Origin of the sequence: Burkholderia sp. IDO3 (assembly GCF_003366075.1) — a bacterium.
Lineage (GTDB): Bacteria > Pseudomonadota > Gammaproteobacteria > Burkholderiales > Burkholderiaceae > Burkholderia > Burkholderia anthina.
In genome coordinates this window covers 1,288,171-1,307,028 of sequence record NZ_CP028963.1, presented here as the reverse complement: position 1 = coordinate 1,307,028, position 18,858 = coordinate 1,288,171, and the positions used below count along the sequence as shown (strand labels likewise).

Here is an 18,858-nt window from a genome sequence, read left to right as displayed (position 1 = left end):
GCCGGATACGCGAAAAGCATCGACGCCCACGCAGCGCCTGCCGGGGCGGCATTCGGGCGATTCAGGCGGGCGGCGTTCCTGTCGCCTCGCTCCCCGCCGAATGCGCGACGAGCGACGGCTCGGCGACCGCCGCATCGGCCGCCGCGGCCACGACATCGTGCACGAAGCGCAGCTTCGCGACGACGGCCGGCGCGAGCACGAACGGATAGGCGTCCGGCATCCCCATGCTGCGGTTCAGGCTGTTCAGCGCATAGGTGAGCGGAAACCAGCGCCGCATCAGGTTGCCGAAGCTCGCTTCGTCGACCGAGGTCTGGTCGGACAGCGTCGGCAGGCTCGCGTCGTCGGGAGCGAGCACGAGCCCGCAGGTGGTGGCGGTATCGAGCGTATCGACGATATGCAGGTAGTGCGCCCACGTCTCCGCCCAGTCTTCCCACGGATGCATCGTCGCGTACTCGCTGACGTATGCGCGCTCCCAGCCCGCCGGTTCGCCGTTCGCGTAGTGCGCGTCGAGCGCGGCCTGATAGTCGGCCCGCTCGTCGCCGAAGCAGGCGCGAAACGGTTCGATCCAGTGCGTGCCGCTCACGAGGCGATCGAAGTAGTAGTGGCCGATTTCATGCCGGAAATGACCGAGCAGCGTGCGATAGGGCTCGCGCATCTCGGTACGGATCTGCTCCCGCTTCGCGTCGTCCGCTTCGGCGAGATTCACCGTGACGAGGCCGTTCGCATGGCCGGTCATGACCGGCTCGGCGTCCGTCGACGCCTTGAACGCGAACCGCATGCCGCACGCCGGCTGCTGCGCGTGCGATTCAACCGGCAGGCCCAGCACGAGCAGCGTATAGAGGAGCCGCCGCTTCGCGGCCTCGAGCCGGTACCACAGCAGCCGGTTCTCGGGCAGCGACAGGTCCGGAATCGTCTCGGTGAGCACGCACGCGCGGCACAGCGCATCGCCGCTTTCCGCCGGAATCATCCAGTTGCAGACGTGCTCGTTCGCGTAATTGCCGCATTGCCGATAGGATTTCCCCGGCGCGGCCGGATGCAGGCTGCGCCACGTTCCGTCGCCCGCGGGCTCGAACGCGCCGACTTCGCCGACGTCCGGCAGATAGCCGAGCAGCGCGTCGCAGCGCTCGCATCTCACGTTCTCGAAGAACACCAGTTGCGAACATTGTCCGCAGTGGAAGGTTTTCACGATGTACCGCCCCCCTTCATGGCTGTCCGTCGTCGCTCGGCTCCGGCGCTATGCGTCCGCGAGCCGCGCATGCATCCGCCGGTAATCGTTCCGGTATCGCTTCGCGAGCGCCGACTTGTCCGAATCGCGCAGGATCTTGCCCGAGATCTGGAAGAAGATCTTCTCCTCCTCCTTCAGATGATCGTGCAGTTCCGCGGAGAGCTTGCGCACCGTCGCCAGCCAGCCGCGCGAGTTCGGCTCGCGGCCGCGCAGGTCGTCGACGATCTCGTCCATCTTGTGATGATCGGCCAGCGCATCGCGCGACGGATGAAGTCCGCGGTCGTCCATCAGGATCGGCACATAGAGAAAGCGCTCCTCGGCCGCCTCGTGCGCACCGAGCTCGATACGCAGCTGCTCGAACAGCATGCCGCGATCCGGGCCGGGTTTCGAGCGCAACAGCCGGCGCATCAATGAACGCTGAATCTCGTGACTTTCGCGCAATGCATCGAAGATCGTTTCGGCCATTCAAAGGCTCCCGGGTAATTGGCATCCAGCGCGTCGTGCCGCGGCTTCGCTATGGTCACAAACCTCGGCGTCGCGCGACAGTTGCAAATGCACTAGGACACCTTGGCCCCGCGGGGTGCGTCGATCTTCCCGGCATCGCAGCGCGGCCATGCCCTGGTGCAACTAGTGCAATTGCGTCGTTGTGCCGGTCTCGCGATCGGGTTCATATTGGCAGCGCCGGATCGATCGTCAATTTTTTCGGATTCCTGCACGATTTCGAAACGCTTCGCGCGGCTCGAATCCAGCCGGTTTCCGTTTGCGCCGACGCGCATGCCGTCCGCATTCCGCGGAAACGAAGCCGCCATCGCAACAGCGCGGATTGCCGATCGATATCGGACTGACCGCCCGATTGCCGACACGGCATCGATAACCCTCGCACAAGGAGGCTTCATGAGATCCATTCTTTTGTGGATGCTGGGCGTACCGATTCCGATCATCATCCTGATCGCGCTGTTCTGGCATTGACGCGCCCACCCACGAACATTTTCGATACAGACAGTCTCGACCGGACAACAGGAGATGACATGCAGCATGCTCGACCCGGTTTCGCCCCCGCCTACGACAGCGCCGGCGCCGAATCGCCGGCTTCGGCCGTATCGTGGGGAGCCATCTTCGCCGGAGCCGTCGTCGCCGTGGCAATATCCGTCGCATTGCTGACGGGCGGCACCGGCCTCGGATTCCTTTCCGTCTCTCCGTGGCGCAATGAAGGCGCGTCGGGCGCGGCGCTCGCGGCCGGATCGATCGTCTGGCTTTTCGTGACCCAGATCATCGCCTACGGGATCGCGGGCTACGTCGCCGGCCGGCTTCGCACGAAATGGACGGACGCCGCCGGCGACGAAATCCATTTCAGGGATACCGCCCATGGGCTGGCCGTCTGGGCCGTGAGCGCGCTGGTCGGCGTAGTGCTGCTGGGGTCCACGATCGCGTCCGTCGCATCGGGCACGGCGAAAGCGGGGGCGACGCTGGTTGGGGCCGGCGCCGGCGCCGGTGCCGCGGCCGGGGTCGTCGGGCACACCGCACCGGCAGGCGCCGGTCACGGCTCGCTGGACTATTTCACCGATACGTTGCTGCGCCCGAACGACCCCGCCGCCGTCGGCAGCCCGGCCGACGTGCGTCAGGAAGTTTCGCGCAGCCTCGCGCGCGGCCTCGCGAACGGCAAGCTCGACGACGCCGACCAGACCTACCTCGTCAAACTGATCGCCCAGCGGGCGGGAATCGACGAAGCGGCGGCGCAACGACGGTTGAGCGAGGTGGAGGCGCAGGCCACACGGATCGCGCGCGACACCGAACAGAAAGCGCGCGAAGCCGCCGATGCGGCCCGCAAGGCCGTCGCGGTCTTCTCGCTCTGGGCATTTGCGTCGATGCTTGTCGGCGCCTTCGTCGCGAGCTTCTGCGCGACGATCGGCGGGCGCGCCCGCGACTGTTGACGGCACGCGCCGCGAAGCGGAGGCTTTCCGGGCGCGGCGATCCGTCCGGCCCTGCGGATCGCGCGACCGGGTACGGGCGCCCGTCAGGACATCGCGCGCGTGCGGCTCGACGGATATGCGAGGTCCCACGGAACCGCCCCGCCCGGGGGCGCGGCGATCGCGATGCGGTTCCTGTCAGACGCTGTTCGGCTCCGATGACGCTCAGCGTGGACGCTCCGGCTGCCCGGATTCGGCGCCACAAGGACTCGGATTCGCGGGTCCGAACCCTCGCGGCCCTGCTCGCGCCAGTGGCGCGCGCCGTCATTTCATGGGCGAAGCGGACCGGAGCCGGCGCGGCATGCGACGCATCACGCGTCGGGGCGCGCGATGTCGAACCGGCTGTCGGGTTTCACGTGCACATAGGCCGACGGGCCGCCCGCGCGCAGAATGATGCCCGCGCCGAACGTATCGAAGATGCCGTCCTTCAGCAGGTCCTGGCGGATATGCACGGCGACGACCTCGCCGAGCACCAGCGTGGCCGGCGTGTCGACGCCGAGGTGATCGCGCAGCCGGATCACCTCGGTCACCTTGCATTCGAAGTTGACGCCGCTTTCCGCCACGCGCGGCACGTCGACCAGGCGCGACGGCATCGCGGTCAGGCCGCCGAGGTCGAATTCGTTCACGTCGTACGGCACCGCCGCGCAGGTCTGGTTCATCTTTTCGGCGAGGTCGCGCGTCGCGAGGTTCCAGACGAATTCGCCGGTCTCCTGCACGTTGCGCAGGCTGTCCTTCGCCGCCGTGCTCGAAAAGCCGATGATCGGCGGACGATAGTTGAACGCGTTGAAGAAACTGTACGGCGCGAGGTTCAGCGTGCCGTCGCTGCCGCGCGACGAGATCCAGCCGATCGGACGCGGGCCCACGATCGAGTTCAAAGGATCGTGCGGCAGGCCGTGGCCTTGCGACGGTTCGTAATAGTGGTAGCTCGAGTCGGTCATGGCGGGTGGTTTTGCAGGAAGCAAACTGCGTTGAAGACGCTCGACGGAACGCGTGGGCCGATGGCGGCGCAGGTATCCGGTGCGACATGCGTGCCAGTATCACATGGCGTCGCGTTCGTCGCAGTGAAGCGTCGCCGCGCCGACGCATGCGGCTCGCCCAATAAAAAACCCGCGAGCGCTTCGTTTCTCGCGGGTTTTTTCGACCTTCGCCGAATCGCATCGGGGCGATCGGTGGTGCCGGGGACCGGACTTGAACCGGCAAGCCAATCAAGGCGGCGGATTTTCGTCACACTGCTTCTTTCGAAGCCGGCGTCGTCGAAACGACACCGTTCGTGCGCTGGACTATGCCTTCGCCGTCGCGCGCGGGCGTGATCGCCGCCCGTGCGCCTTAGGCGCCCCCCGTCTAGTCTCTACACCTTCCCCGCGGGCGCTGCACCGCGAGGCTTGGCTCGGCGTTGCCTCGATGCGCGCATCAGGGGTTTCACCGAATTTGAAGGGTTCTGCACCGGCCGTTTCCGACCGGGCACTCAATCTTTTAAGTCCGCTATGTTTACCAATTTCATCACCCCGGCAACAGGGCGGAGCGCATTCTACCATCGGTCGGGCCCCGCACACAGCCGGCATGCCGCCGGGCGGACCGGCGCCGACGCGCGAACGCGCGGTGCAACCGTCGTCGCCGTGCGCGATGCAGTCAGTCGCTGCGACGGTACAACGTCACGACACAGGCGCCGCCGAGCCCGATGTTGTGCTGCAACGCGATGCGCGCGCCGTCGACCTGCCTCGCCCCCGCGTCGCCGCGTAGTTGCCACACCAATTCCGCACATTGCGCGAGCCCGGTCGCACCGAGCGGATGGCCCTTCGACAGCAGGCCGCCCGACGGATTGGTCACGATCCTGCCGCCGTACGTGTTGTCGCGATCGCGCACGAACCGCTCCGCCCCACCCTCCGGGCACAGCCCGAGCGCTTCGTAACTGATCAGTTCATTGCTCGTGAAGCAGTCGTGCAGTTCGACGACGTCGAGATCCTCCGGCCCGATGCCCGCCTGCTCGTACACCTGCCGGGCGGCGGCCGCCGTCATGTCGTAACCGACCATCCGGATCATCGACGCCGGCGCGAAGCTGCCCGGGTAGTCGGTGGTCATCGCCTGCGCGGCGATATGAACCGTGCGGGCCAGGCCGTGACGCTTCGCGAACGCGTCGGAGCACAGCACCGCGCCGCCGGCGCCGCAAGTCGGCGGACAGCACTGAAACCGCGTCAGCGGATCGAACACCGCGTCCGAATTCATCACCTGCGCAAGATCCAGCGGCTCGCGAAACAGCGCATACGGATTGCGCGCCGCATGCTCGCGGGCCTTGACCGAGATCATTCCGAACGTATCGCGCGCGGCACCGTAGCGCTCGATGTATTCGCGCCCCGCGCCGCCGAACATCCGTACGGCGAGCGGCGCGGCCGTGTCGCCCTGCACGGCGTCGGCGACACCGAGATGCGGCTCGAGCGGCGACGCGCGATCGTTGAACCAGGTCGTGAGCGCGCCCTTCGCCATCTGCTCGAAACCGAGCGCGAGCACGCATTCGGCCGCGCCGCTCTCGATCGCCTGGCGCGCCAGCCACAGCGCGGTCGAGCCCGTCGAGCAGTTGTTGTTGACGTTGACGACCGGCACGCCTGTCATGCCGACCTCGTAGATCGCGCGCTGCCCGCAGGTCGAATCGCCGTATACATAGCCGGCGTATACCTGCTCGATCGCATCGTACGCAATGCCGGCGTCGGCGAGCGCGGCCCGCGCGGCTTCGGCAGCCATCTCGTAGTACTGCGGACTCGCCCTTGGTTTCGTGAACGGGATCATTCCGACACCGACGACATTGATTCGACGACTCATGCTGGACTCCTTCATGGATTCAGAATATCTTCATCACGCGCAACTGGACGCTATAGCTGTTCTTGAAACCGCCCTCGGCGGAGAGGTCCTTGCCCAGCATTCCCGATACCTGCCAGGTCGGCGTCAGCATGTGACTCGCGAACAATCGCAACTGGCTCGTGCTCGTCTTCTGGCCGGTATAGGCATCATCCACATACTGCTTGCCGCCGTAGGTGCCGGCGTAGCCGAACGAAACCGACGTCGCCGGCGTGAACTGATAGCGCAAATACGTCTGCAACTGGATCGACGGTCGCACCGAAATACGATAGCCGCTATCGTCGTGCCCCGGTTGCACGGCAACGTCGAGCGCAGCATCGAGGAACAGGTTGCGGCCCAGCCCCTGGATCACGCCGAGCTGCGGCGTCAACACCACGGTCCCGGCACCGGCGCCGACTCGTCCGTAATCGTACTTGCCCGTCGGCACCGAGAAGTACGCCGTCAACCCGACGGTCGTTCCGTATTGCGGATCGACGCGGTTCACGAGAAACGCGGTCGCGCCGAACGTGAGGTCGCCGAGCCCGTTGTTGGTCGGCTGCGGGCTGCCGCCGACCCTGACGTCGGTCAGCTTCGCGAACGGCAGGTATGCCTGGAACGCCACCGGCACGCCGCCGATCCGCATGTAGTGCAGCACCCGTGCGATGCCGACGGTCTGATCGAGGCTCGAATCGGGCACCCTGCCGACGCCGTCGAGCCGGAAGTCGCTGCTCGGCGTATAGCCGAGATAGCCGAGCGCGAGCGTCGTACCCGGCGGCAGGACCGTGTAGTCGCCCGGATAGATGTCGATCGCCGACGCGGAAGTCGAGATCGCCAGCAGCGCGCTCGCCGTCACGGCGGACTGCGTCAGTTTCACCTTCATGTCTCCGTCCTTTAATCAGTACACCTATTTTTAAAGCGCATGACGACCGATTCCGAACGACTGCCGCATGCGGCCGCGCTAGCCGGCGCGCAACCGCGCCTTCACGTCGGGTTTCGACACCTTGCCGACTCGGGAGCGCGGCAGGTCGCTCCATACCTCGATCTGCTTCGGGGTCTTGACGCTGCCGATGCGCGCCTTCACGAACGCGGCCAGCGCGGCCGCATCGATCCGCCTGCCGTCGCGCGGCTGGACGACCGCCACCACGCGCTCGCCCCATTTGGCATCGGGCAGGCCGATCACCGCGCAGTCGCGCACGTCGGGATGCGCGAGCAGCGCCTGTTCGACCTCGATCGAATAGACGTTGAATCCGCCGGTGATGATCATGTCCTTGGCGCGATCGACGATGTACAGGAAGTTGTCCGCGTCGAGATAGCCGATGTCGCCCGTGTGATGCCAGCCGAACGCCGAGGCCTCGGCCGTCGCATCGGGATTCTTGTAGTAGCCCTTCATGACCAGCGAGCCGCGCACGACGATTTCGCCGCGCTCGCCAGTCGGCAGCAGATGGCCGTGCCGGTCCATGATCCCGACTTCGACGAGCGGCGTCGGCCGGCCGGCGGACGACAGCCGCTCGGTCGCGATCGTCCCGTCCGCGCGATAGTGATCGGCCGGCGCGAGCGTCGACACCATCATCGGCGCCTCGGTCTGTCCGAACAGCTGTGCCATCGGGCCGATCCGTTCGAGCGCTTCGGCGAGACGCTCGGCCGAAATCGGCGCGGCGCCGTACCAGAAGCATTGCAGCGAATCGAGACGGGTGGCCGGCAGGTCCGGATGATCGAGCAGCATGTAGATCACCGTCGGCGGCAAAAACGTGTGCGTGACGCGTTCGCGCTCGATCGCCGCAAGAAACGCGCCGACGTCGGCGTCGCGCATCACGACGATCGTCCCGCCCAGCGACAAGACGGGCAGACAAAGCACGCCGGCCGCATGCGTCAGCGGCGCGAACGCCAGATAGACCGGCCGCCCGTCGAACGGATAGCTCATCAGCGTGAGTGCCGTCATCGCCTCCAGGTTCCGCTCCGACAGCATCACGCCCTTCGGCACGCCGGTCGTACCGCCCGTGCCCGGCAGCATCGCGATGTCGGTCGCCGGCTCGCGTTCGAACGCGGTGTCCGGCAAATCGCCTAGCCAGTCGTCGAAGCGCTGCGCGAACGGCAGCGCCGCATCGAGGCACACCGCCACGCTCAGGGCGGGCAACTCGGGCAGCATTTTTTCGACCATGCCCGCATACGCGCTGTGAAACAGCAGCATGCGGCAGTCGAAGTGCTCCAGCACGAAGCGATTCTCGGTCGCCTCATTGCGCGGATTGATCGGACACCAGACATTGCCGGCTCGCGCGATGCCGAACACGCACGCAAACGCGACCGGATCGTTGCCCGACAGAATCGCCACGCTGTCGCCGGCGGCGATACCCGAGCGAGCAAGGGCGCGCGCGAACCGGTAGGTGAGGCGCTGCACCTGCACGTAGGTCAGGGTGTCGCCGTCGGCGACGATGCACGGCCGGTCGGCGCCGAGCGATGCGCCCTTGTCGAGATAACGGGTCAAACGCATGACGATTCTCCCGGGAAGTACATCGCATCAGTCCTGCACGGTCAGCATCGGCTTCATCACGAGGCCGAAGCTGCGCAACTGCCCGAGCAGCGCGTGATGGCCGAACGCCTGACAGCCGGACGCGAAACCGACCCGCCGCGGCGGCGCCTGCAGCAAGGAAAACGCCGCATATGCCTGCATCAGGCCGGTCTGCTTGTAGTTGCATACGCCGTGGATCACGCAGTGCGCGCGCCCCAGCGGGCCGGATGCGTGCACCGAATCGACCGTCGTATTCAGGCGCGGATTCTCGCGCGGCGGCATGCTCGCCTGCATGCCGTTCGCGATCTCGGCAAGCGCGGCTTCCTGCTCGGCCGGCGGCAGCGGACGAATCTGCTCGTCGAACATCTGCGTGGTCTTGCGCACGCCCTCCATGACCGCACGCGCCATCACGCCGCCGATCGCCCGACAGTTCGACACGCGCGGATCGTCCTTGAACCACACCGGATGGGCGGTGCCGCCCCACGGCACCGCAATCGCCGTTTCGTGCCGCCCCGGCACCATGACTTCCGCGTGCGCGGTCGGCTCCCATGCGACGTACCGGTTCTGTTCGAGGTAGTACCAGGTCGCCTTCAGGATCGTGAAGATCGTCTGCGTCGACGCATAGGTCGGAAAGCCTTTCCACAGCACGAGGATGTCGAGCGTGTCGAGCCCCGGCGTCTCGAGACACAGATTCGCCGCGATCTCCCCGGTCGTGTACATCTGCGCGAGGTTCGGCGCAAGCAGCAGCTCCTTCTTCGCGAACGCGTCGCCCCAGCGCTCCTTCGCGAGCAGCAGCCAGTCCTGTTCGCCCGTCGTGTCCGAATAGTGGCAACCCGCTGCGAGACACGCCTCGACGACCTCCGGCCCGTACTTGATAAACGGTCCGACCATGTTGCTGACGAACCTCGCGCCCGTGAACAGCTCCGTCAGCGCGGCGACGGAATGCTCGACCTCGACGATCTCGTAGTCCGCGGTCTCGATGCCCGGAATGCGCTCGACGACGGCTTCGATCCGCTTCCTGTCGCGCCCCGCCGCGATGAACGGAATGTTGTACTCGCGCAGGTATTCGCATACCAGACGGCCGGTATAACCCGACACGCCATAGACGACCACTGGCTTCTTGTCGCTCATCTCTCCTCCCTCCTCAAGAAAAAAATTCGGCCCCGCACCGCGCTACATGCCCATGCCGCCATCGACCGGCACGCCGGCGCCGGTGATGAAACGGGCATCGTCGGAACAGAGAAAGACGATCGCGTCAGCGATCTCGTCGACGGTCGCGAGACGGCCAAGCGGCGTCTGCGCGACGACCGCCGACACCGCGCTGTCGACATCGGGGGCGAGCCCGTTGGCGACGATGTCGGTCGCGAGCCGCATCCCCATCTCGGTGGGGGTGAGGCCCGGATAGACGCAGTTGACGCGGATGCCGTAGCCGAGCTTGCCGGCCTCCATCGCGGCCACGCGCGTCAGGCGGTCGACCGCGGACTTGGTGGCCGAGTAACCGGCGATTGCGGGAAAGGCTATCGTCGCGGCCACCGACGATACGTTGACGACGGCGCCGCCGCGCCCCGCCGCGCCGCCCGGGCGCATCGCGCGAAACGCATGCTTGAGGCCGAGACCCACGCCGACGACGTTGATGTCGCACATCCGGCGCAGATCGGCCGCCTGCAGGTCCGCGACGAGCGACGTGATTTCGATCCCGGCGTTGTTCACCAGAATGTCGAAGCCGCCCATCTGAGCCACCACCGCTTCGGTGGCGCTCGTCCATTGCGCGTCGTCGCTGACGTCGAGCGCCACCGATCCGGTGCGGCCCCCCGTCCGCGCGATCTCCTGCGCGGTTTGCGCGGCGAGCTCGACGAGCACGTCGCCGATCACCACATCCGCGCCCGCCCGGGCGAGTGCGTGCGCCACCGACGCGCCGATCCCGCGCGCCCCGCCCGTTACCAGTGCCTTGCGTCCCGCGAGCCTGCCGTGCTCCATGTCTCCCTCCACGCTTCAACGTTGCGCCGGGCGACAGCCGGAACGGCGGTCGAACCCGACAACATCTAACCAACTGGAAAGATAATTTTTTACGAATGGTTAGTTTTATTTTTCCACGTGTCAAGATTTATTTTTACAGTCGTCAGGTTTTTTCTTGACAGTCGTTTCGCTGCTTCGCACAATGGAACGACTGCCGATCGGCGCCGCACATGCCGCGCGAGGCCGTGCAGCGCACACCACTGAAGGGAGACGAAAGCAGGATGACGAAGCAGCACGACACCGCGCCCGCCGCACCGAAGCAACGTCCCGTGCGCGCACGGCGCGATCCGGTCGACAAGTACGAAGCGCGTCGCGTCGAACTCGCGGAAGCCGCATTGAACACGCTGGCGGAACTCGGCTACGCGAAAACCAGCCTGCGTGAAATCGCCCAGAAGTCGGAGTACACGCATGCGGTGCTGCACTACTACTTCGAGGACAAGCTCGATCTGATCCGCTGCAGCATCCGGCAGTTCAAGGCACAGTGCGCAACGCGCTACGACGTCGTGACCGCCGCCGCGCAATCGCAGGACGAACTGACGAACGGCTTCCTCGACAAGCTCGCGGAAACGATCCGCGACGAGCCGCAAATGCATAGCCTCTGGTACGACCTGCGCGCACAGGCGCTGTTCGAGGACGCGTTTCGCGACGTCGTCAACGAGATCGACCAGAGCCTCGAGGAGATGGTCTGGCGAGTCGTCACCCGTTACGCGGAACTGGGCGGCCGGCAGCCGTCGATCACGCCGGGCGCCGCCTACGCGTTGCTCGACGGACTGTTCCAGAAGCATCTGCTGCTGCACGTGTCGAACCACCCCGACGCGATTGCCCGCCTGCTCGACGAAGTACGCGCGCTGCTGCCCCGGCTCGTCTGAAACCCATGCCGCCGCGCGCCGGGCGACCGGCTCGCGTGCGCGTCGCCGATTTCCTCCCGCACCGCATCATCCGTCGATACAATCGAATCCCCTCCTGCCCGACGGGGGCCAACCGTCTGATGTTTGCGTCGTGCCCGTTGCGAAACGGACGTCATGCGCGTCATCGCGAAGTCACAAACGTTTTCGATAATTTCCCGGCCGAAAACGTTTACATCGCGTAACTTCATGACCCCGACCATCAAGGATGTCGCCGCGCTCGCCGGCTTCTCGATCGCCACCGTCTCGCGCGCGATCAACGCGCCGCATACCGTCAGTCCCGCCACGCTGGCGACGATCCGCTCCGCGATCGACGCGCTGCAGTTCCGCCCGAGCCCGCTCGGCCGGCAGTTGCGCGGCGAACGCACGCGGCTCGTCGGCGTCGTCGTGCCGACGCTGTCGAACCCGGTGTTCGCCGACTGCCTGCAAGGCATCGACGAACTCGCGACCGCGGCCGGCTTCAAGCTGATCCTGATGACGACCGAATACGACGCGGCGCGCGAGCGCCACGCGATCGAGACGCTGCGCGAGCAGCGCGTCGAAGGGCTGATCCTGACCGTCGCCGATGCCGATACGCACCCGCTGCTCGACATGCTCGACCGCGACGGCCCGCATTACGTGCTGATGCACAACGACACGCAACGCCGCCCGTCGGTGTCGGTCGACAACCGCCGCGCCGCCTACGACGGCGTGCGGATGCTCACCGCGCGCGGCCATCGCCGCGTGCTGATGCTGGCCGGCTCGCTCGCCGCGTCGGATCGCGCGCGCCAGCGTCACCTCGGCTACGCGCAGGCGCTCGAGGAAAGCGGCGTCGCGACGCTGCCGCCCGTCGAAGTCGACTTCAACGCGCCCGAACTGCCCGATGCGGTGCTCGCGCATCTCACCGCGCAAGCCACGCGCCCGACCGCCCTCTTCTGCAGCAACGACCTGCTCGCGATGGTCGTGATGCGCGGCCTGCGCCGCGCGGGCTTCTCGATCCCGGACGACCTGTCGGTGCTCGGCTTCGACGGCATCGCGATCGGCGAGCTGCTCGCCCCGCCGCTGGCGAGCGTCGCGACGCCGAACCAGGACATCGGCCGCCATGCGTGGCGGCGCCTCGTCGAATGCATCGGCGGCGCGACGATCGAGCGCGCATCGCTGATCCTGCCGCACACGGTGCGCGACGGCGCGACGATCGCGCCGCCGGCCGCCGACCTGCAGTTGCGCCACGCCTGAACGCCCGAGCCGCGCCGCCCGTGCGCGGCCAGCCCCCACACCTGCCCGGAGACCCGCCGTGTCCTTTCGCCTGACCTCGTTGCTGCGCGTGCTCGCAGCGCCCGTCGCATGCGCCGCGCTCGTCGCGCTCGCCCCCGTCGCCCACGCCGACGAAACCGCGATCTGCTACAACTGCCCGCCCGAATGGGCCGACTGGGCCGCGCAAATCGCGGCGATCAAGCAGAAGACCGGCATCCGCGTGCCGTTCGACAACAAGAACTCCGGCCAGGCGATCGCGCAACTGATCGCCGAGCAGAAGAGCCCGGTCGCGGACGTCGTCTACCTGGGCGTGTCGTCGGCCTTCCAGGCGAAGGACAAGGGCGTGATCGCGCCGTACAAGCCCGCGCACTGGAACGACATCCCCGCGAACCTGAAGGACCCGCAAGGCTACTGGTTCGCGATCCATTCGGGCACGCTCGGCTTCTTCGTGAACAAGGACGCGCTCGACGGCAAGCCGGTGCCGCGTTCGTGGGCCGATCTGCTGAAGCCCGAGTACAAGGGCATGGTCGGCTACCTCGACCCATCGAGCGCGTTCGTCGGCTATGCGGGCGCGGTGGCCGTGAACCAGGCGCTCGGCGGCAGCCTCGACAACTTCAAGCCGGCACTCGACTGGTTCCGCAAGCTGAAGGCGAACGCGCCGATCGTGCCGAAGCAGACCGCGTACGCGCGCGTGCTGTCCGGCGAGATTCCGATCCTGCTCGACTACGACTTCGATGCGTATCGCGCGAAGTACAAGGATCACGCCAACGTCGAATTCGTGATTCCGAAGGAAGGCACGATCGCGGTGCCGTACGTGATGAGCCTCGTGAAGGGCGCGCCGCACGATGCGAACGGCAGGAAGGTGCTCGACTTCGTGCTGTCCGACGAAGGCCAGAAGCTGTGGGCGAATGCGTACCTGCGGCCGGTGCGCGCGCAGACGCTCGGCGCGGACGTCGCATCGAAGTTCCTGCCGGCGAGCGACTACGCGCGGGCGAAGCCGGTCGACTTCGGCAAGATGGCAGCCGGCCAGCAGGCGTTCGGCCTGCAGTACCTGCAGGTGATGCAGTAAGCGGCCGGATTCACGCGATGCTCGACCTGACTTTCCCGCTGCGCTGGCGTGTCGCGCTCGTCGCGCCGGCGCTCGCGGTGTTCGCCGCGTTCTGGCTGCTGCCGATGGTGTCGCTCGTGCAGGTCTCGGCCGACGGCGCGTTCTTCACGCAATACGCGGCGCTGCTCGGCAACGCGCGCTACATGAAGAGTCTCGCCGAGACGGTGGCGTTGTCCGCGGGCGTCACGCTCGCGACGCTCGCGCTCTCGACGATCTCCGGCCTGCTGCTCGCGCGCCGCGAGTTCGCGGGCAAGCGCGTGCTGCTCGCGCTGCTCACCTTTCCGCTCGCGTTCCCGGGCGTCGTGGTCGGCTTCATGGTGATCATGCTCGCCGGACGGCAGGGGTTGATCGGGATGCTGTCCGCGAAGCTCACCGGCGACAAGTGGGTGTTCGCGTATTCGGTGACCGGTCTGTTCGTCGGCTACCTGTACTTCTCGATTCCGCGCGTGATCGTCACCGTGATCGCGGCCGCGTCGAAACTCGACGCATCGCTCGAGGAAGCCGCGCGCTCGCTCGGCGCGTCGCCGTGGCGCATCTTCGTCGACATCGTGCTGCCGGCCCTCGCGCCGGGCCTGGTCGCGGCCGGCGCGATCTGCTTCGCGACCGCGATGGGCGCGTTCGGCACCGCGTTTACGCTCGCCACCGACCTGAACGTGCTGCCGATGACGATCTACACCGAGTTCACGCTGAACGCGAACATCGCGACGGCGGCCGGCCTGTCGATCGTGCTCGGCGTCGTCACGTGGGTCGTGCTCGCGCTCGCGCGCCGGTTCACCGGCCACACCGCCGCCGCCGCGGCCTGAGGATTCCTCCATGCAATCGCTTTCCGGTTCCTCCGCGCCGTCGCCGGCGCCCGCTCCGTCGCACGCGAACGGCGCCGCCCGACGCGCGCCGCGCGTCACGGGCGCACGCGCGATCGCCGCGCTGCAATGGGGCGTCACGCTGCTGCTGTGCGCGTTCCTGATCGTGCCCGTCGTGATGTCGGTGCTCGCGGGCCTCACCGTCAACTATTTCCGCGGACTGTCGAGCGGCCTCACGTTGCGCTGGCTCGCGCAGGTGTGGGAGCAGTATCAAGGGTCGGTCGCGCTGTCGCTCGGCGTCGCGTTCGCGACGCTCGCGATCGTGCTCGTCGTCGGCGTGCCGGCCGGCTATGCGCTCGCGCGCAGCAAGAGCCGCGTCGCCCGCGTGATCGAGGAAGCGCTGGTGCTGCCGGTCGCGCTGCCGGGCCTCGCGTCGGCGCTCGCGCTGCTGGTCGTGTACGGCGGGTTCACCGCGTTCCGGATGAGCCTGTGGTTCATCGTCGTCGGCCACGTGGTGTTCACGCTGCCGTTCATGGTGCGCGCGGTGGCGGCCGTCGCGGCGGGCGCCGACCTGCGCACGCTCGAGGAAGGCGCGGCGAGCCTCGGCGCGTCGTTCGTCACGCGCTTCGTCACGATCGTGCTGCCGAACCTGCGCCCCGGCATCGTCACGGGTGCGCTCGCGGTGCTCACGCTGTCGATCGGCGAATTCAACCTCACGTGGATGCTGCACACGCCCGACACGAAAACGCTGCCGGTCGGACTCGCCGACACCTATGCGTCGCTGCGTCTCGAAGTCGGCAGCGCGTACACGATCGTGTTCCTGCTGATGACGCTGCCGCTGCTCGTCGCGATGCAATGGCTCGGCGTCGATCCGTCCGGCACGCGCGCCGTGAAGCGCCGCCCGCGCTGAACCGCGCTGACTCTCCCGTTCCCATGAAACTCGATTCCACTCCCATCACCCTGACCCGCTGCGCGAAGACGTTCCGCGGCACGCGCGTGCTCGAACCGCTCGACCTGTCGATCGGCGCGGGCGAAACGCTGGTGCTGCTCGGCCCGTCGGGCTGCGGCAAGACGACGACGCTGCGGCTGATCGCGGGCCTCGACACGCCGGATGCCGGCGGCACGATCGCATTCGGCGCCGACGACGTGACCGCGCTGCCGATCGAGCGCCGCCAGGTCGGCATGGTGTTCCAGAACTACGCGCTGTTCCCGAACCTGACGGTGCGCGGCAACGTCGGCTACGGACTGAAGATTCGCAAGACCGAGCCGCGCGTGCTGCGCGAGCGCGTCGACGAACTGCTCGCGATGATGCGGCTCGACGCGCATGCGGACAAACCGGTCGATCAACTGTCGGGCGGCCAGCGGCAGCGCGTGGCGCTCGCGCGTGCGCTTGCGGTGCGCCCGCGCGTGCTGCTGCTCGACGAGCCGCTGACCGCGCTCGACGCGAAGCTGCGCGACGTGCTGCGTCGCGAGATGAATGCGCTGCTGCGCGCGCTCGGCGTGACGACCGTGTACGTGACGCACGACCAGGCCGAAGCGATGGAGCTCGGCGACCGGATCGTCGTGATGGGCGCCGGCCGCATCGAGCAGATCGGCACGCCGCGCGACATCTACTACCGGCCGGCGAACCGCACGGTCGCGCAGTTCATCGGCACGCTGAACCGGCTTGCAGGACAATGGCGCAACGGCGCGCTCGTGACGACCGGCGGTTCGATCGTCACGCCGCACGCCGCCGACGAATGGTTCTTCCGGCCGGAGGACGCGCAGCTCGCCGATCCCGCGCATGCGCCGCTGCGCGGCGCGATCGGCGCGTGCGCGTTCCTCGGCGAGCGCACACGGCTCACGATCGAGCACGCGGCACCCGACGCGCTCGTGATCGACGTGCCGGGCCGCATCGAGCTGGCTCGCGGCACGGCCGTCGGCATCGCGATCGCGGCGGAAGGCCTGATCGCGCTCGCCGCGTGATGCCGCCCCACGATAACCCCCTATTCCGAGGAACGACGATGCTGCTTGCCCAAATCAGCGATCTCCACATCAAGCGCCCGGGGCAGCTCGCGTACCGGCGCGTCGACACGGCGGCCGCGCTCGCGCGCTGCATCGCGAAGCTGAACGCGCTCGTGCCGCGCCCGGACGCCGTGCTCGTCACCGGCGACCTGACCGACTTCGGCCACGACGACGAATACCGCCACCTGCGTGCGTTGCTCGCGCCGCTCGAGATTCCGTATTACCTGATGATCGGCAATCACGACGACCGTGCGGAGCTGCGCCGCGCGTTCGCCGATCGCCCCGAATTGCAGGACGGCGAATTCGTGCAGTACGCGTTCGATATCGGCGCGGTGCGCGTGCTCGCGCTCGACTCGCAGGTGCCCGGCTCGAGCCGCGGCGACCTGTGCGACGCGCGGCTCGCGTGGCTCGCCGCGCAGCTCGATGCCGCGCGCGAGCAGCCGGTGATCGTCGCGCTGCACCACCCGCCGTTTGCATCCGGGATCGGCCACATGGATGCGCTGCGCCTCGCGCCCGCCGCCGCCGCGAAGCTCGATGCGCTGCTGCGCGCGCATCCGAACGTCGAGCGCGTGCTGTGCGGCCACGTGCACCGGACGATGTTCACGCGCTTCGGCGGCACGCTCGCATCGGCCGTGCCGGCGCCCGCGCATCAGGTCGCGTTCGACCTGCGCGCGGACGCGCCGTCCGCGTTCCGGCTCGAGCCGCCGGCGTTCGCGGTGCACCGCCATACGCCGGAAACGGGGGTGACGTCCCATCACGTGTATGTGGACGAAGGCGACGGCCCCTATCCGTTCTACGAACCGAGCGGCGAACTGGTCGACTGAGCGCGCGAACCGCGCGCGACAGCGGACGGCCGCGGCCGATCAGGGCCCGCATCGGCCGATCACCACCCATCGGCGCCGGGACGGCCGGAACCGGACCGTCCCGGCGCCCGTCCGGCAGATTTCACGGTGCTCCGGTATGATCGGCACCCTCGATCGGCACCCGGCTGCCTGCGCAACCGACGCTGCGCCGCGGCCGTGCCACCTCACTCCGTTCCGTTGCAATCATGTCTTCCGCTTCCACCGACCGTCCGACCGACGCCGCCTCGCCCCACTATTCGCGCAGCCTGCTGTTGCTGCTCGCGACGATCGCGGGCGTATCGGTCGCGAACATCTACTACAACCAGCCGCTGCTCGACAGCTTCCGCGCGGCCTTTCCGGACGGCGCGTCGTGGATCGGCGCGGTGCCGACCGCCACGCAGCTCGGCTATGCGGCCGGCATGTTCCTGCTCGCGCCGCTCGGCGACCGTTTCGACCGCCGCGGGCTGATCCTGATGCAGATTGCCGCGCTATCGATCGCGCTGATCGTGGCCGCGACCGCGCCGTCGCTGGCGGTACTGGCCGCCGCCAGCCTCGCGATCGGCGTGCTCGCGACGATCGCGCAGCAGGCCGTGCCGTTCGCGGCCGAGATCGCGCCGCCTGCCGAGCGCGGGCACGCGGTCGGCACCGTGATGAGCGGCCTGCTGCTGGGCATCCTGCTCGCGCGCACGGCGGCCGGCTTCGTCGCCGAGTATTTCGGCTGGCGGGCGGTGTTCGGCGCATCGGTCGCGGCGCTCGTCGCGCTGGCCGCGGTGATCGTGCTGCGGCTGCCGCGCAGCTCGCCGACGTCGACGCTGCCGTACGGCAAGCTGCTCGGCTCGATGTGGCATCTGGCGGTCGAATTGCGCGGGCTGCGCGAGGCGTCGCTGACGGGCGCGGCGCTGTTCGCCGCGTTCAGCGCGTTCTGGCCGGTGCTGACGCTGCTGCTCGCCGGCGCGCCGTTCCATCTCGGCCCGCAGGCCGCAGGCCTCTTCGGGATCGTCGGCGCGGCGGGTGCGCTGGCCGCGCCGTACGCGGGCCGCTTCGCGGACAAGCGCGGCCCGCGCACGATCATCTCGCTCGCGATCGCGCTGCTGGCGGCATCGTTCGTGATCTTCGCGCTGTCGGGCACGAGCCTCGTCGGGCTCGTGATCGGCGTGATCGTGCTGGACGTCGGCGTGCAGGCCGCGCAGATTTCGAACCAGTCGCGCATCTACGCACTGAAGCCCGAAGCGCGCAGCCGCGTGAACACCGTCTACATGGTGTGCTACTTCATCGGCGGCGCACTCGGCTCGTCGGCCGGCGTGGCCGCATGGCACGCGTTCGGCTGGACCGGCATGTGCGCGGCCGGGCTGCTGTTTACCGCGCTCGCCGGCTGGTTCCACCATCGCGGCGCACGCCGCGGCTGAGCGGCTGAGCAGCCGCC

Annotated in this window: 18 protein-coding genes; 10 read left to right on the top strand and 8 right to left on the bottom strand. The window is 67.9% G+C overall.

Annotated features, from left to right (window positions below; genetic code table 11):
• Positions 1-61: 61 nt before the first annotated feature.
• Positions 62-1,186, bottom strand: coding sequence for a putative zinc-binding metallopeptidase (locus DCN14_RS20655; RefSeq protein ID WP_096502874.1), 1,125 nt, complete (start codon positions 1,184-1,186; stop codon positions 62-64).
• Between the two features lie 48 nt (positions 1,187-1,234).
• The gene (locus DCN14_RS20650; protein WP_096502876.1) at positions 1,235-1,690 is read right to left on the bottom strand and encodes a hemerythrin domain-containing protein; all 456 of its coding nucleotides are present in this window, start codon (positions 1,688-1,690) and stop codon (positions 1,235-1,237) included.
• A 156-nt stretch (positions 1,691-1,846) separates the two neighbouring features.
• On the opposite strand from DCN14_RS20650, the gene DCN14_RS20645 reads away from it, so the two are divergent.
• Both DCN14_RS20645 and DCN14_RS20640 read left to right on the top strand, forming a co-directional pair.
• Positions 1,847-2,194: a hypothetical protein gene (locus DCN14_RS20645; protein WP_143331658.1), complete on the top strand. Its 348-nt coding sequence runs from the start codon at positions 1,847-1,849 to the stop codon at positions 2,192-2,194.
• Between the two features lie 59 nt (positions 2,195-2,253).
• Positions 2,254-3,156: a hypothetical protein gene (locus DCN14_RS20640; protein WP_096502880.1), complete on the top strand. Its 903-nt coding sequence runs from the start codon at positions 2,254-2,256 to the stop codon at positions 3,154-3,156.
• Between the two features lie 347 nt (positions 3,157-3,503).
• Here the strand turns inward: DCN14_RS20640 and DCN14_RS20635 are convergent, their stop codons facing one another.
• The 6 genes from DCN14_RS20635 to DCN14_RS20605 form a co-directional block, all read right to left on the bottom strand.
• Positions 3,504-4,130 carry a flavin reductase family protein gene (locus DCN14_RS20635; RefSeq protein ID WP_096502882.1) on the bottom strand — a complete coding sequence of 209 codons (627 nt, stop codon included), beginning with the start codon at positions 4,128-4,130 and terminating at the stop codon, positions 3,504-3,506.
• 691 nt (positions 4,131-4,821) lie between these two features.
• Entirely contained in the window at positions 4,822-6,006 is a 1,185-nt protein-coding gene (locus DCN14_RS20625) for a lipid-transfer protein (protein ID WP_096502884.1), read from the bottom strand.
• Between the two features lie 19 nt (positions 6,007-6,025).
• Positions 6,026-6,901, bottom strand: a complete 876-nt coding sequence (locus DCN14_RS20620) for a transporter (RefSeq protein WP_096502886.1) — start codon at positions 6,899-6,901, stop codon at positions 6,026-6,028.
• A 78-nt stretch (positions 6,902-6,979) separates the two neighbouring features.
• Complete coding sequence (locus DCN14_RS20615) at positions 6,980-8,509, bottom strand: AMP-binding protein (protein ID WP_096502888.1); 1,530 nt, start codon at positions 8,507-8,509, stop codon at positions 6,980-6,982.
• Between the two features lie 27 nt (positions 8,510-8,536).
• Positions 8,537-9,658, bottom strand: a complete 1,122-nt coding sequence (locus tag DCN14_RS20610) for a DUF5938 domain-containing protein (RefSeq protein WP_096502890.1) — start codon at positions 9,656-9,658, stop codon at positions 8,537-8,539.
• Between the two features lie 42 nt (positions 9,659-9,700).
• Entirely contained in the window at positions 9,701-10,504 is an 804-nt protein-coding gene (locus DCN14_RS20605; RefSeq protein WP_096502892.1) for an SDR family NAD(P)-dependent oxidoreductase, read from the bottom strand.
• Positions 10,505-10,764: 260 nt separating this feature from the next.
• On the opposite strand from DCN14_RS20605, the gene DCN14_RS20600 reads away from it, so the two are divergent.
• The 8 genes from DCN14_RS20600 (at position 10,765) to DCN14_RS20565 (ending at position 18,841) form a co-directional block, all read left to right on the top strand.
• Positions 10,765-11,412 carry a TetR/AcrR family transcriptional regulator gene (locus DCN14_RS20600; protein WP_096502980.1) on the top strand — a complete coding sequence of 216 codons (648 nt, stop codon included), beginning with the start codon at positions 10,765-10,767 and terminating at the stop codon, positions 11,410-11,412.
• 225 nt (positions 11,413-11,637) lie between these two features.
• Positions 11,638-12,663 carry a substrate-binding domain-containing protein gene (locus DCN14_RS20595; protein WP_096502894.1) on the top strand — a complete coding sequence of 342 codons (1,026 nt, stop codon included), beginning with the start codon at positions 11,638-11,640 and terminating at the stop codon, positions 12,661-12,663.
• Positions 12,664-12,721: 58 nt separating this feature from the next.
• Complete coding sequence (locus tag DCN14_RS20590; RefSeq protein ID WP_096502896.1) at positions 12,722-13,750, top strand: ABC transporter substrate-binding protein; 1,029 nt, start codon at positions 12,722-12,724, stop codon at positions 13,748-13,750.
• 17 nt (positions 13,751-13,767) lie between these two features.
• Positions 13,768-14,592, top strand: coding sequence for an ABC transporter permease (locus DCN14_RS20585; protein WP_096502898.1), 825 nt, complete (start codon positions 13,768-13,770; stop codon positions 14,590-14,592).
• 10 nt (positions 14,593-14,602) lie between these two features.
• Complete coding sequence (locus DCN14_RS20580; RefSeq protein ID WP_096502900.1) at positions 14,603-15,499, top strand: ABC transporter permease subunit; 897 nt, start codon at positions 14,603-14,605, stop codon at positions 15,497-15,499.
• Between the two features lie 23 nt (positions 15,500-15,522).
• Positions 15,523-16,554 carry an ABC transporter ATP-binding protein gene (locus tag DCN14_RS20575; RefSeq protein WP_096502902.1) on the top strand — a complete coding sequence of 344 codons (1,032 nt, stop codon included), beginning with the start codon at positions 15,523-15,525 and terminating at the stop codon, positions 16,552-16,554.
• Positions 16,555-16,592: 38 nt separating this feature from the next.
• Positions 16,593-17,417 carry a phosphodiesterase gene (locus tag DCN14_RS20570; protein WP_096502904.1) on the top strand — a complete coding sequence of 275 codons (825 nt, stop codon included), beginning with the start codon at positions 16,593-16,595 and terminating at the stop codon, positions 17,415-17,417.
• A gap of 224 nt (positions 17,418-17,641) precedes the next feature.
• Complete coding sequence (locus tag DCN14_RS20565; protein WP_096502906.1) at positions 17,642-18,841, top strand: MFS transporter; 1,200 nt, start codon at positions 17,642-17,644, stop codon at positions 18,839-18,841.
• Positions 18,842-18,858 lie beyond the last annotated feature (17 nt).